General features: G+C 36.8%; 15 protein-coding genes. 10 read left to right on the top strand and 5 right to left on the bottom strand.

Annotated features, from left to right (window positions below; translation table 11 throughout):
• Positions 1–6 precede the first annotated feature (6 nt).
• The 7 genes from ccoS to RGQ13_RS09040 all read left to right on the top strand — a co-directional run bounded on the left by ccoS (position 7) and on the right by RGQ13_RS09040 (position 6,067).
• A complete protein-coding gene (gene ccoS / locus RGQ13_RS09070) occupies positions 7–210 on the top strand; it encodes a cbb3-type cytochrome oxidase assembly protein CcoS (protein ID WP_348393229.1) in 204 nt (67 codons plus the stop codon).
• Between the two features lie 6 nt (positions 211–216).
• On the top strand, positions 217–885 hold the full coding sequence (locus RGQ13_RS09065; RefSeq protein WP_348393228.1) for a sulfite exporter TauE/SafE family protein: 669 nt from the start codon (positions 217–219) through the stop codon (positions 883–885).
• A 42-nt stretch (positions 886–927) separates the two neighbouring features.
• Positions 928–1,650: a fumarate/nitrate reduction transcriptional regulator Fnr gene (fnr, locus tag RGQ13_RS09060; protein ID WP_348393227.1), complete on the top strand. Its 723-nt coding sequence runs from the start codon at positions 928–930 to the stop codon at positions 1,648–1,650.
• Between the two features lie 163 nt (positions 1,651–1,813).
• Entirely contained in the window at positions 1,814–2,734 is a 921-nt protein-coding gene (uspE, locus tag RGQ13_RS09055; RefSeq protein WP_348393226.1) for a universal stress protein UspE, read from the top strand.
• Positions 2,735–2,839: 105 nt separating this feature from the next.
• Entirely contained in the window at positions 2,840–3,784 is a 945-nt protein-coding gene (gene ttcA / locus RGQ13_RS09050; RefSeq protein ID WP_348393225.1) for a tRNA 2-thiocytidine(32) synthetase TtcA, read from the top strand.
• 111 nt (positions 3,785–3,895) lie between these two features.
• Positions 3,896–5,185 (top strand): NCS2 family permease, encoded by a 1,290-nt coding sequence (locus RGQ13_RS09045; RefSeq protein WP_348393224.1) that lies wholly within the window; start codon positions 3,896–3,898, stop codon positions 5,183–5,185.
• 108 nt (positions 5,186–5,293) lie between these two features.
• Positions 5,294–6,067, top strand: a complete 774-nt coding sequence (locus tag RGQ13_RS09040) for an outer membrane protein OmpK (RefSeq protein WP_348393223.1) — start codon at positions 5,294–5,296, stop codon at positions 6,065–6,067.
• 230 nt (positions 6,068–6,297) lie between these two features.
• On the opposite strand, the gene RGQ13_RS09035 is transcribed toward RGQ13_RS09040, so the two are convergent.
• The 5 genes from RGQ13_RS09035 to RGQ13_RS09015 all read right to left on the bottom strand — a co-directional run bounded on the left by RGQ13_RS09035 (position 6,298) and on the right by RGQ13_RS09015 (position 9,961).
• Positions 6,298–6,993 (bottom strand): DUF2987 domain-containing protein, encoded by a 696-nt coding sequence (locus RGQ13_RS09035; RefSeq protein WP_348393222.1) that lies wholly within the window; start codon positions 6,991–6,993, stop codon positions 6,298–6,300.
• Positions 6,994–7,002: 9 nt separating this feature from the next.
• Positions 7,003–7,851, bottom strand: coding sequence for a glucosaminidase domain-containing protein (locus RGQ13_RS09030; RefSeq protein WP_348393221.1), 849 nt, complete (start codon positions 7,849–7,851; stop codon positions 7,003–7,005).
• A gap of 36 nt (positions 7,852–7,887) precedes the next feature.
• Complete coding sequence (locus tag RGQ13_RS09025) at positions 7,888–8,661, bottom strand: hypothetical protein (protein WP_348393220.1); 774 nt, start codon at positions 8,659–8,661, stop codon at positions 7,888–7,890.
• Between the two features lie 103 nt (positions 8,662–8,764).
• Positions 8,765–9,397, bottom strand: a complete 633-nt coding sequence (locus RGQ13_RS09020; protein WP_348393219.1) for a LysE family translocator — start codon at positions 9,395–9,397, stop codon at positions 8,765–8,767.
• Between the two features lie 12 nt (positions 9,398–9,409).
• Positions 9,410–9,961: a DUF1415 domain-containing protein gene (locus RGQ13_RS09015; protein WP_348393218.1), complete on the bottom strand. Its 552-nt coding sequence runs from the start codon at positions 9,959–9,961 to the stop codon at positions 9,410–9,412.
• A gap of 159 nt (positions 9,962–10,120) precedes the next feature.
• On the opposite strand from RGQ13_RS09015, the gene RGQ13_RS09010 reads away from it, so the two are divergent.
• From RGQ13_RS09010 to RGQ13_RS09000, 3 genes are read left to right on the top strand one after another with little or no spacing between them, the layout of a single operon-like run.
• Positions 10,121–10,615, top strand: coding sequence for a DUF2937 family protein (locus RGQ13_RS09010; protein WP_348393217.1), 495 nt, complete (start codon positions 10,121–10,123; stop codon positions 10,613–10,615).
• A 58-nt stretch (positions 10,616–10,673) separates the two neighbouring features.
• Positions 10,674–12,464, top strand: coding sequence for an FAD-dependent oxidoreductase (locus tag RGQ13_RS09005; protein WP_348393216.1), 1,791 nt, complete (start codon positions 10,674–10,676; stop codon positions 12,462–12,464).
• Positions 12,461–14,317 carry a 2-oxoacid:acceptor oxidoreductase subunit alpha gene (locus RGQ13_RS09000; protein WP_348393215.1) on the top strand — a complete coding sequence of 619 codons (1,857 nt, stop codon included), beginning with the start codon at positions 12,461–12,463 and terminating at the stop codon, positions 14,315–14,317. Before RGQ13_RS09005 ends, RGQ13_RS09000 begins: the two co-directional genes overlap by 4 nt.

The following is a 14,317-nucleotide window of genomic DNA, read 5'->3' as shown; positions in this document are numbered from 1 at the left end:
TATACCATGAGCGTTATTTATATCCTTATTCCTATTGCTATCATTTTTACGGCTATTGCAATTTATCTATTTTTTTGGGCAGTTAAAACAGAACAATTTGACGATTTAGAAAAGCAAGGGATGAGTATTTTGTTTGACGATGATGCAAATATCGAACAAAGTAAACCCTCATCACCTAATGATGATAAATCAAACAAAGTTGATCATTAACATTCTATGGAATTAGATTTTTTATCCGCATTTTTCATTGGCATTGCCGGCGCAGGCCATTGCGTTGCCATGTGTGGAGGCATTACGACAATGCTTACTGCATCAATCGCAGACAAATCTAAAGCCAATATCCCCCTTATTTTAGCGTACAACTTTGGCCGTATATTCTCTTATGCAGTTGCTGGTGCTATTGCTGGTTTTACGGGTTCGTTAGCGGCTAAATCACTTGGTTTTCCTATATTATGGTTAAAGGTTATAGCCGCATTATTTGTGATATTTTTAGGGCTTTATATTGCTAAATGGTCATTTGCATTAGCAAAGGTTGAAAATATAGGTAAAGTTCTATGGAAATATTTACAGCCACTAAGCAAAAAGTTTATACCGGTAACTAATGTAAAACAGTCATTATTTTTGGGGATGGTATGGGGATGGTTACCGTGTGGATTAGTTTACTCAACGCTAACTTGGTCTATCGCTAGCGCTTCTTGGTACAACGGTGCATTAATCATGTTAGCTTTTGGCTTAGGTACATTACCTGCTTTGCTTACTTTGGCATCTGGCTTCAAATTTGTAACCCAAATGTTACGCTCTGATCAAATTCGTAAATTAACAGCTATTTTACTTATTTTTTACGGTTCATACTCGTTATTTATTGCTCTAGAACAAATATTCTAGTACCCTTCCGCTATTAACATTGGAAGTAGATTGTAAAGAAATATGCCGCAAATAATACCTATTGCAAATAACATTAAATGTCAGAACTGTAGTATCAGTGAACTTTGTTTACCATTTAGTTTAAATGAAACAGAGTTGAACTTACTTGATGATATTATTCAACGCAAAAAACCAATTCAAAAAAACACCCAAATCTTTAAAGCGGGCGAACAATTGCAAACCCTTTATGCAATTAGATCAGGTACGTTTAAAACATTTATTATTTCTGAGCAAGGTGAAGAGCAAATTACTGGTTTTCATTTAGCCGGTGATTTAATGGGATTTGACGCCCTTTCACTGAAGAGCCATCCTAGCTTTGCTAAAGCATTAGAAACATCAATGGTATGTGAAATACCTTTTGAAGTACTTGATACTCTATCAAGCAAAATCCCTAAACTTAAAGCTCAGATGATGAGCTTAATGAGTAATGAAATACAATGTAATAGTGAAATGTTGCTGTTATTAAATCGAAAAAATGCTGAAGAGAAGTTAGCAACGTTTCTTGCTAACTATGGCCGTAGGTTAGGTAATCGTCATTTATCTTCAGTTGAATTTAACTTACCAATGACTCGTAGTGAAATTGGTAACTATATTGGTTTAACCATTGAAACAATTTCTCGTTTAATGACACGCTTTCAAAAAGAAGGCTTGATCAAGGTCGAGAATAAATTCATTACAATTCTAGATAAAGACGGCTTATTTGAGCTGGCCGGTTATACCAAGTAATCCCATCTACCTACCTATTTATGCGTTGATTTATACCAAATAGATTTTTTGATTTAAATCAACGTATTAATAAACTTCCAATAAATTTTAATAACATATTTGTAACAATCGCCAGATCATATTAAGCTTATATCAGCTTAATTATTTTTATATTGGTGAACGTATGGAAAGTTATCAGAATATATTAGTCGTTATTGACCCTACAACGGAAGAACAAAAAGCATTAGCAAGGGCATGTACCTTAGCTAAACATTCCGGAGCTAAAGTCACCGCCTTTTTATCTATTTATGATTTTTCCTATGAAATGACTACAATGCTATCTGGTGAAGAACGTGAAGCTATGCGTGAAACTGTGGTTAAAGGTAGAGAAAATTGGTTAACTGATTTAATTGAAGATTTTGATTGTGATATTCAAACGAAGGTTATTTGGCATAATCGACCTTTTGAAGCTATTTTAGCTGAAGTAAGAGATAATAATTTTGATGTTGTCATTAAAAGCACACACGCACACCCTACCTTACAATCAGTAATATTTACTCCTACCGACTGGCATCTTATTCGTAAGTGTTGGGTACCATTGCTGTTAGTAAAAGAACATACATGGCCTGATAACGGCCACATCTTAGCTGCTGTGAATGCTGGCAGCGAAGAAGAAGAGCATCAATCGTTGAATAACAAAATTTCTGAAGAAGCAATCAATCTAGCTGAACTGATAAATGCGGATGTGCATTTTGTTAATTCATATCCAGGTACACCAATAAACATTGCTATAGAAATTCCAGAGTTTGATGCCAATGAATATAATGATGCAATGAAACAGCACCATGTGGATGTAATGAAAGCACATGGTGACAAATTTGACATGGCCGAGCAGTATTTACACGTTGAAGAAGGTCTACCAGAAGATGTTATTGAAAAGGTCGCTAAACAAATAGATGCTGAATTAGTGATTTTAGGCACAATTGGCCGTACAGGTCTGTCTGCTGTACTTATTGGTAATACAGCAGAACATGTAATAGACAGGCTCAACTGTGATTTATTGGCATTAAAGCCTGACGGCTACCAATCGCCTTTCCTTAAATAATACTATTTAGCTTTAATAATCCTTATATACGCTTTTATTAAAGCTTTTAAGGATAATGGAGCTTAGGTATAATGCGCGCCTAAAGTTAACTAAACGGTACGCAACATGTCACTACAGACTCCCAATCAGTTATTAAACGAAACTGACGTTAAAATTGCCAAGCAGCAGCAAGCAAAACTTGAAAAACGTTTTCGCCATCACGTCGGTAAAGCTATCAGTGATTACAACATGATTGAAGATGGTGACAAGGTTATGGTGTGTTTATCTGGTGGTGCCGATAGTTATACCATGTTGGATATTTTGCTAAAGCTTAAAGCTTCTGCGCCAATTCATTTTGATATCGTTGCAGTTAACTTAGATCAAAAACAACCTGGATTTCCTGAACATATTTTACCTAATTACCTTGAAGAGTTAGGTGTCGAATACCACATTATAGAAGAAGACACTTACTCTATTGTTATGGATAAAATCCCTGAAGGGAAAACCACCTGCAGCCTCTGTTCACGCTTACGTAGAGGGATTTTATACAGTACAGCAAAAAGGCTACATGTAACCAAAATAGCATTAGGTCATCACCGCGATGACATGATTGAGACCCTATTATTGAACATGTTCTTTAATGGCAAAACCAAAACTATGCCAGCAAAGTTAGTATCCGATAATGGCGAGCATGTGGTCATTCGCCCCCTTGCATATTGTAAAGAAAAAGAGATAAAACAATTCTCAGCACTAAAACAATTCCCTATTATTCCATGTAATTTATGTGGCAGTCAGCCAAACTTACAAAGACAAAATGTTAAAGCAATGTTGAACGATTGGGATATTAAATTTCCAGGTCGAGCTGAGTCTATTTTCACTGCAATGCAAAATGTTGTGCCTTCGCATTTAGCTGATCATCAATTATTCGACTTTAAAAACGTTGATTTGCATACTGGTGTCGTAAATGGCGGAGATATTGCTTTTGATAAAGAAGAGATCTCACCTGCAACTAACTTTATTCAGCCTAAATTTGAACAGGGTGATCTTGTTAACATTGTTGAAATTAAATAGTTATTGATTAAATAACCCGTGGTTAAACGATTTTAGCTACTATTTACCGGATAAATTGCATAATATATCAATAAGTTAATCAAAATCTAATGTTATAAGAGAGAAACTTAAATGTTTGAAAAACTATTTAAGCTAGTAGAACATGGTACAACAACAAAGCGTGAAATCATGGCAGGTTTCACTACATTCTTAACCATGGGTTATATTATCTTTGTTAACCCTAGCATGCTAGCAATGACGGGTATGGACCAAGGAGCAGTATTTGTTGCAACGTGTTTAGCTGCGGCTATTGGTTGTTTCATTATGGGGTTTTATGCCAACTACCCTATCGCATTAGCCCCTGGTATGGGTTTAAACGCATTCTTTACCTTCACCGTTGTTATGGAACTTGGATATACCTGGAACGTTGCCTTAGGTGGCGTATTTATCTCTGGGGTGATTTTTACCATATTAAGTATATTTAAAGTACGTGAGTGGATAATCAACTCAATACCTCATGCTTTACGCTTTGGTATAGCAGCTGGTATTGGTATGTTCTTAGCGTTAATTGCGTTAAAAAACTCAGGTATTATTGTTGCAAGCCCGGCTACCCTAGTTACTTTAGGTGAGATCACTTCATTTGGTCCAATGATGGCTGTGCTGGGCTTATTTCTTATCGTTGGCTTGGTTAGCTTAAATGTTAATGGTGCTGTAATGATCGCTATTATCGTCATTACCATTCTTGGTCTTATGTTTGGCGATGTTACTTATAATGGCATCATGTCTATGCCGCCATCACTGGCGCCAACCCTTGCCCAATTAGATATTGCTGGTGCTTTTGAAATCGGTATGATCAGCGTAATATTCGCCTTCTTGTTTGTCGATTTGTTCGATACATCGGGTACATTAATTGCTGTTGCTCATCGAGGTAACTTATTGGACGACAATGGTAACCTGCCTCGCTTGAAAAAAGCATTACTAGCAGACTCAACGGCGACTATTGCCGGTTCTATGTTAGGTACATCAACGACAACAAGTTATGTTGAAAGTACCGCAGGTGTTGCCGCAGGTGGCCGTACAGGCTTAACTGCAGTAACCGTTGGTCTATTATTTATAGCTGCGCTTTTCTTCTCGCCATTAGCAGGCATGGTCCCAGCTTATGCAACAGCCGGTGCATTATTTTTCGTTGGTGTATTAATGATTGGCGGTTTAGTCCACGTTAAGTGGGATGACTTGTTGGATGCAGTGCCTGTAGTTGTTATTTTAGTGACTATGCCCTTAACATTCTCAATTGCCGATGGTATAGCTTTTGGATTTATTAGTTATACAGCTGTACGTATATTTAGTGGCCGTTTTGCTGATATAAGTCCAAGCGTATGGTTTTTAGCAGCGTTATTCGTTAGTAAATTCGCATTTATGTAATTCATCACTACAAATTATTAGGCAAGCTTAAAATCAAATTATATTGATGAGCTTGCCATCTTAAATACCCAAAATAATTTATAACATTCATATATTTCAGGGAAAATCATGAATAAAACAATAAAAGTATTATCATCTGTATTATTAGCAGGTTCATCGTTAGTCGCATTTAACGCTCAGGCGGAGATGCACTGGAGTGATAACTCAATATCACTATTAAAAAACCTTAGTGAATATGAGGTTGATACAAACGATGACGTAACAGTAGTAACTTTAGAGCATGCATCAGGCCACAATTGGGGCGACTTGTTCATGTTTGCTGACCGTTTAAACTTTAAGTCTGATTCAAGCCACCCAGAAACAAAAGAAACTTATACAGAAGTGTCTCCTCGTTTAAGCCTTAGTTACGCTACGGGTTCTAAAATGGAATTTGGTATTGTAACTGATGTCTTTTTGGCAACAACTTGGGAACATGATACCTATGAAAACGAATTCTTTTCTCAGAGTTTTGATAATTACTTAGTTGGTGTAGGTGCTGATTTAAAGCTTCCTGGTTTTGCATTTTTTAATATAAACCTTTACCAAGTAAACAATGAAAATATTGATAACGACAATCAGCTTACTGTTGTTTGGGGATTGCCATTTAGCCTAGGTAATGCAGACTTTATGTTTGATGGTTACATTGATTGGTCGTCTGCAGAAGAAACACACACTGCTGATTTTCACTTTAATCCACAGTTACGAATGGATATTGGTAAATACTTTGGCGTTCCAAAGAAATTTGAAGCAGGATTTGAATATTCGTACTGGGTTAACAAGTTTGGTTTAACTTTCCCTGATACAGAATCAGTATTTAGTGCAATGGTTAAAGTTCATCTTTAAATAGATCTGCTGCGCATTTCTACATATGCCACTACGTGGCGTTAACATAAAAAACAACGCTATATTTGTTAACTTACACCACGTCATCCCCGAGGAGCTCAAGCGACATCGGGGACCTCCACCAGTTATATTGAGACTAAATAAATTTAATTTTATTAACCGCTATATGCGTCAAGAGATCCCGTGTCTCGCTTATACTCGCACAGGATGACGGCGTACTTTTTCTAATTTTAATCGTCTTTAATCCAAGGCGAAATAACGGTTGGAGGTAAATCAAAGCTTATCGCTTTTTCAGTAGATTGATTATCTTGATCAATATTTAATTTACATTTGTTTTGTTCACAGTTTAAAGAGTTTTTCAATTCATCATCGATGTAAGAAATGCTCTCCGCACGGCTAAGCTCAATATGCAAGCCATTAACGTTAGGCATCATAAACCACAAAAATGAACCGAACTCGTCAACCAGTTCTTGCATTTGTTTTGTTATTAGCGCTAATTCACTAAAGCTAAAGTCCGTTTTTGTTTTGTCTTTAACTTGCATCTGCATCTGCAAAATGCAGTTTTGGTATTCATCTTTTAATTTTACTCGAAGCAAAGCGAACTTGTCGTATAACTCACGCGATAACGGCACTAATAGCTGACCATCACTAGCTATTTCAATTTGTGCAGGTTCTTTACCTTGCGCTAGCATTGTTGCATTAACTAGTTCACAACGTGTTCTTTTATAAGAATCAACTAAGTAAAAGCCCATGGTAATTTGATCAAGTTTATGCTCTTTTATTAAGTCTAAGCGCTGATAAAAACCTTTATACTCTAGATCTACCGCTTGGCTAGCAAATGTACAAAGTGATAGTACGCCAGCGGCAATACATTTATTAATTGAACTGAGTTTACTTGGTGTTGGTTTCTTTGCAGTTTGTTTCATATAATTTATTTACGCTTTAATATATTTATGGTTGTGACGGAGCATAGTATTAATCTCAACAATGTAATCCATGCCTCGCTCTGAATACGGTAGTAAACCTGTGGCTAGTACATCTGGACGAAGTTCAATACCATGGTCTCTTAACTGGCCCCTGATCGTTCTGAATAAATCATAAGCTTGGTTGGTATTAATATTATGAAAATAATGATTAACCATTTGTTCTAAATCATCAAAAGCCGCAACCTCATGATTTAATCCTGAATCCCTGCCTTTTGGCACCAAGCCACAATTTTTCTTAAAGCACCACATGCCAAAAAAATTTAAACCTATGCGAGCAAAGCGAGAACTGCCCCACGCAGACTCATTCGCTGCTTGTACTAACACAAGTTCCCTTGGAATTTGATCTATTCTCAATAGCAATTGCTCAACAATAGCTACTGATGAAGAGGTATTTTTTAACTTATACTTTTCAGCGTATTTGGTAAGAAACTTAAGTTGTTTTTTAGTTAAGGTTTGCTGCGAGGTTATCGCGGCTGAAATTGCAATTACTTTTGCTCGACGCTTAGCAAGTTTGCTATTTTCATGATCGATTGCTGGCTTTAAAAAATTGAAGAATTGCTGCTTACGAGTAGGAATATCTTTAATAGCAATAAAGTCAGGCAACTGTACATCATGTAAAGGTTTTTCAACGACAACAAGTTTATTAAGCTTTTTTGCAGGTCTATCTTCTATTTTATGATCGCTAATAAATACATCAGTTTCACTGATAAAAATGAAAGGAAATAATGCCATCATAAAAATGGCAATAAGTAATACACCTTTAATTGTATTATGTTTTTTTCTATTTGGGCTAACCATTATAAGATCCTTCTTATTTCTTTATGCACATTCGAATTAGGCAGAAAAGAACGTGTCTTGTTCGCCAGGTTTGCCTATAACCTGCATACGAACGCCAAAAATTTCACGATACAATATACCTTTAATATTGTAATAAAGTGGCGCTAAAAAGCCCATGGCGACAAAAAATATGACCATAGCAATTATTGGTGGAAAACCGATAAAACCCGGCAATAAAGACAACAATGCAGCCAACAGAAGTAAGCTGTATATTTGTAATAATTTAAACCATTGGAATCGGGTTGCTTTTAACGATAAAACAATAGAATTTATTGGTGACATATTTTTTTCGACAATAAGTGGAATTGTTAATGATAAAGCTACTGCTAGATAAATGCCGGGTAAAATAAGATAAAAACCTATGGAAGTAATACTTGCGATAATAAGTGCTGTAATAGCGGTATAGGCGCTGCGTTTTAAAAATGCAAACACAAACCCTGTACGGGTTTTAATGCCAACGGCATGAGATATGCCCATCATTTCAATACCTGCAATAAAGGGCCATAATAATACTGTAATGATTAAGTTTATTGCCACTTGCGATTGATTGTTTTGCATAACCGTTTCAATACCGCCCATATACTCGGCGGCAACCATAGTTATAATAATGCCCATTAAAAAGACAAATACCAATCCTGATAATATCGCTTGCTTATTGGTTTTGGTTAAAGTCCAACCTTCCTTAAAAATCGCTTGAACATCTAATTTATAATCACCTTGAACTGCTTTATCAAGGTTGGAACCTATTTCAACGAATCTTTTTTCTTGCACAATAATGATTTTCTTTTGGGAATATGGAAATGATTATACCAAAGTAATCAACAAATTGATTAGCAAAGTATGGTTAAGTTTGTAATGAGTTATGTGTTTTTGGCTAACCGACAATTATTTTAACGGCTAAGGCGATAAGAACTATGCCCATACAGCGATCAATTATATGAGCCTTTTGCAATAGCTTCGCTCTAAATTTGCCAATAGTTAACATAATCGATAAAAAGCAGAACCAAGCAGCCGTAGCTAATGCCATATACCCGCCATAAAATGCTTGTACAAGCGTTGGTGTTTGAGGCGAGATCACTAAAGAGAATAACGATACGAAGAATAATGTGGCTTTTACATTTAAACCATTCACTAAAAATCCGGTAAAAAATGCTTTAGTGCCGCTTTGTTGCTGTTTTTTCGCAAATTTATCATCACTGTGGCCACTATTAGGTTTAGCTCTAAGGCCTTGAATGCCTATATAACTTAGATAAGCAGCTGCTACGTAAGATAGAACGGTAAAATACATCGGATCACTGGCAATTAGTAAACCGATACCAACTAATGAATAAGTGACATGTAAAAGTATCGCGCTGCCAACGCCAAAGCTAGTGATAATAGCGGTGCGGCGACCACGGGTTAAACTTTGTTTTACGATAACAGCAAAATCTGGACCTGGGCTGGCAACGGCCAAAAAGTGTACCAAAGCAATCGTTAAAAATTCAGCGTAATAGTGACTAAAGTCCATGTTCAATATCCTTTATTTTTCTTTACTTATGCTTAACAGAAATTGTTTAAAAAAATCACTGCCTTTTTCATAGCATAATTCGATGTTGCGATCCGGAATGCCTTCAGGATCAGGATGAGCGTTTACCGCCCTTTCCATCGATTGTTCACGAATAACATGTAAAATAGGAAATGGTGATCGGTTAGTAAAATTGCTTTCATCATCTTCATCCACACCGTTAAATACATAATCAGGATGAAAAGACGCTATTTGATAAATACCTTCATAACCTTCTGCCACCATAAGGTTTTCAGCCATGTTAACTAACTCTAAGTAATCGTAAAAGTATTGAAAATTTTCTGGATAGATTACTAAAGAGGTTTCAATTTCTGGGTGCTTATCTAAACGTTTGCACTCATCAAGCAATGATTGCAGTGCCGTCGCTAAATCAACATTTCGAATTACCGGATAGGCAATAGTATTTTGGACAAACTCTTTTTTAGCAAAGGGACAAAAGTTTAACCCAATAATGATTTTATCGACCCATTGTTTACATTGATTAATGACTTGTTGATTGCTGTACATAGAATTCTTGATTGGAAGTAGTTTACAAGTTCCTAGTTTAACAACTTACCCTAAACACTTACCAATAGATTTTAAATTTAATTCAAAGGCAATACATAAACTTGCTAATACGTATTGGTAAGTTACTATAATTACTAAGGCTCATTGTAACGGCATGATATGTTGAGATTTATTTGTAGCACATTCGATAAAATATTGTTTTCTGTAAATGCAGTAGTTGCCATGCAGCTGCCTGGCTTTATCCAGCAATACGGCCAACGTATATCTGGTCACTTAGCTGAAGCGCAATATCAACTACAAAAATATCAGTATATTGCCGACCAACATTACCAAGGTGATATTTTATTATTGGTACGACGTTATCAAATGAATAGTGACCCGGGTATAAACGCTGCTGGTGATGTGGTATTTGATTTAATAGACCGTATCTCATTATTAACTAAACATGTTTCTCATTTATTTGAATCAGATTATTTTTTACAAATTTATTACTTTATTATTGAATTAGATTTAGAGATTGCCAGAGCAACTTTACAAGATTATCAGTTAACAATTCCATTAAATATTGCCGCAATCGCCACAGGAATAGGCTTCGCTGTTTTCGTCAGTTTAATATCAGGTATGACTTTAAAAATATTTCAAAGAAATACTTAATTATTTGAAATAATTGTGTACATTATAAGTAACAGTTTATTAACTTTATGGTGTTACTTTGAAAAAAACTGATGTATCAAACTACAACCATTACATGAAAGTAGTTGATTGCCAGCAAGCTTGCCCTGCCCATACTCCAGTCCCCGAGTACATCCGCCTTATTGCAGATAAACGTTATACTGATGCCTATATGCTTAATTGGCAATCTAACGTATTTCCAGGCGTTTTAGGAAGAGTATGCGATAGGCCTTGCGAACCCGCTTGTCGACGTGGCCGAGTTGAAGAAGAGCCTGTAGCCATATGTAGATTAAAACGCGTAACAGCAGACTATAAAGATGATATTACTGAACGTTTACCGAAAGCTCCCAGTGAAAATAATGGTAAACATATTGCACTAATTGGCGCCGGCCCTGCGTCATTAACCGTTGCCAGAGATTTATTACCTTTAGGTTACCGTGTATCGATTTTTGATCGAGACATAAAAGGCGGTGGTATGATGCGCAGTCAAATACCCGCTTTTAGATTACCTGAAACTGTACTTGATGAAGAAATAAATTATATCCTTAATATGGGCGTTGAAACCCATTTTGGCACCCCTATTACTAGCCTGCATAAACTATTACAAAGCAATTATGATGCGATATTCGTTGGTACTGGTGCACCAAAAGGCCGCGCTTTAAACATTCCTGGTTATGAAGATGCTAAGCCACAGATAGCCATTGGCATAGATTGGTTATCTAATGTTAGCTTTGGTCATAATGAATCTGCGCCGAAACGAGTCGTTGTACTTGGTGGTGGTAACACTGCTATGGATTGTTGTCGAACGGCGAAAAGGCTTGGCGCAACTGACGTTAAAGTAATTGTACGTTCAAGTTATGAAGCAATGAAAGCCTCACCTTGGGAAAAGGAAGATGCGAAAGCTGAAAGTATCGACATTATTGTTAACCATACACCGAAAGAATTTGTCATTGAAAAAGGTAAGTTAAAAGGCGTATTGTTTGATGAAGTTGAATCGTTTTACGACAGAGGCGGCAAGCGTGTACTTAAAAATACCGGAAATACATTATTAGCAGAGTGTGATCTAGTATTAGTTGCAATAGGACAAGATACTTCCTTTCCTTGGATAGAGCGTGATATAGGTTTAGATTTTAACGATTGGGATCAACCTTGTTTAAATGAGGAAACATTACAATCGAGTATTGATAGAGTATTTTTTGGTGGTGATGCAGCTTACGGCCCAGAAAACATCATCACTGCCGTTGCTCATGGTCATAAAGCCGCGATATCTATCGATTTATTTTGTCAGGGAAAAGTTCCTACAAAAAGACCAGACAGTAATTTCAACCTTGTTAGCCAAAAAATGGGCATGCATGAGTGGAGTTATACCAATATTATCGATCATGATAACCGCAATCTTGTACCACATATTAGTTGGGAAGATGCGGTTAAAGAGCTAGCAACAGAAGTTGAGTTAGGCTTTGATGAAAAGTTAGCGTTAGAAGAAGCCAGCCGTTGTTTAAATTGTGACGTACAAACAGTATTTACTGAAAGCACGTGTATTGAATGCTCAGCATGTGAAGATATCTGCCCTACCGACTGCATCAATTTTATTGCTGATATTAATGATAACAATACGCCCCCACAAGAACTGTTGAAAGGTAAACTCAAGGTAGATAAAGCTACCGATGAACAGGACTACTTTATTTCAGACAATCTCAAAACCGGCAATATTATGGTGAAAGATGAAGATATGTGTTTGCACTGTGGATTATGTGCAGAGCGTTGTCCAACGGGAGCATGGGATATGCAAAAGCTTACGCTTGATAATATAGAGGCGACAATAAAATGATCAATAACAACGCCGCAACGATTAATACAACAAGCAAAGTAAATGATTTTGTTGTTAAGTTCGCTAATACTAATGGTACTGGCTCTGCCAGTGCTAATAACATGTTTGCGAAAGCAATTATGCGTATGGGCATTCCAGTTAGTGCTAAAAACATCTTCCCTTCAAATATTCAAGGCTCGCCTACTTGGTATGAAGTTCGGCTCAATGAAAATGAATTTTTAGGACGGCGCGGTGGTAAAACAGAAATTATTGTCGCGATGAACGCACAAAGTTTTATTGCTGATATTGAAGATGTTGCACCTGGTGGCTATTTACTATTTGATTCATCAAAACAAATTCCAGAGCAATTATTAAGAGATGATATAAATTATCTTGGCATCCCTATTTCAGCCATATGTTTAAAAGAATTTCAAAATCCACGACAGCGACAATTATTTAAAAACGTCATTTATGTTGGTGCGTTAGCAGCATTGCTTGATATTGAATTTGGTGTATTAAAAACCTTAGTTGGCGATCAATTTAAAGGTAAAGAAAAACTAATAACCCCTAATGTATATGCGTTAGAGCTTGGCTTTCAATATGCAAATAACAACTTTTCTTGTCCGCTTAATTATAAAGTCGAACGCCGCGATCTTATTGGCAACCGTATTATGGTCGATGGTAATACAGGTTCTGGATTAGGCGCCGTTTATGGTGGTGCTACCGTTGTTGGTTGGTATCCTATCACTCCTTCTACTTCAGTTGTTGAGAAGTTTGCCAGTTATTGCCAGCGCTTAAGGATAGACCCAGCAACTGGTAAGAAGAATTTTGCCATAGTACAAGCTGAAGATGAATTAGCCGCCATTGGTATGGCAATAGGTGCGGGCTGGAATGGGGCTCGCGCCTTTACCGCCACCAGTGGTCCGGGTATATCATTAATGGCAGAGTTTTTAGGCTTGGCTTATTTTGCCGAGATCCCTCTAGTATTGATCAATATTCAACGCGCGGGTCCATCAACTGGTATGCCAACGCGAACTCAACAGTCAGATGTATTAGCTTGTGCATATGCTTCCCATGGAGATACCAAACATGTTTTATTATTTCCAGAATCTCCATCTGAGTGTTTTGAGCATAGCGCACTAGCCTTTGATTTAAGTGATAGATTGCAAACACCGGTGATCATTATGAGTGATTTAGATTTAGGCATGAATGATCATTTATCTGCGCCATTCATCTGGAATGACAAACAAAAGTACGATCTGGGTAAAGTGCTATCTATACGAGAATTAGACAATATGGAGTCTTTTGGACGTTACCGTGATGTTGACGGTGATGGTATATGTTATCGCACTTTCGCTGGAACTCATCCAAATAAAGGGGCGTTCTTTACCCGTGGCACATCGAGAAATGAAGATGCCATTTATTCTGAAAAATCTGCTGATTATGTAAAAAACATGGAGCGATTAGAGCGTAAATTTTCTACTGCTGCTACTTTGATCCCAAAAGCAGAAATATCATCAGGATTGCAAAACACGCAGATAGGATTAATTTACTATGGCAGCACTGCGCAAGCAATAAGTGAAGCAAAACATATTCTCCATAAACAAGGAATACCCGTTGATTTAATGAGAATAAAAGGCTTTCCATTTGGTAGCGAGATAGAAAAATTTATTGACCAGCATGAGCAAATTTTTGTGATAGAGCAAAACCGTGATGCGCAAATGCGAACTCTAATATCTACTGAGTTAAATATAGATCCAAACCGTTTGACGCCAGTTCTATGTTTTGATGGTTTATCGATAACAGCTAAACAAATAAGCTCTGACATTATTCACGAGATAGAACAACAAATACCTAACCAGGAGGTTGTGTAG

Origin of the sequence: Thalassotalea psychrophila (genome assembly GCF_031583595.1) — a bacterium.
GTDB lineage: Bacteria > Pseudomonadota > Gammaproteobacteria > Enterobacterales > Alteromonadaceae > Thalassotalea_A > Thalassotalea_A psychrophila.
This window is presented reverse-complemented; position numbering and strand designations above follow the sequence as displayed.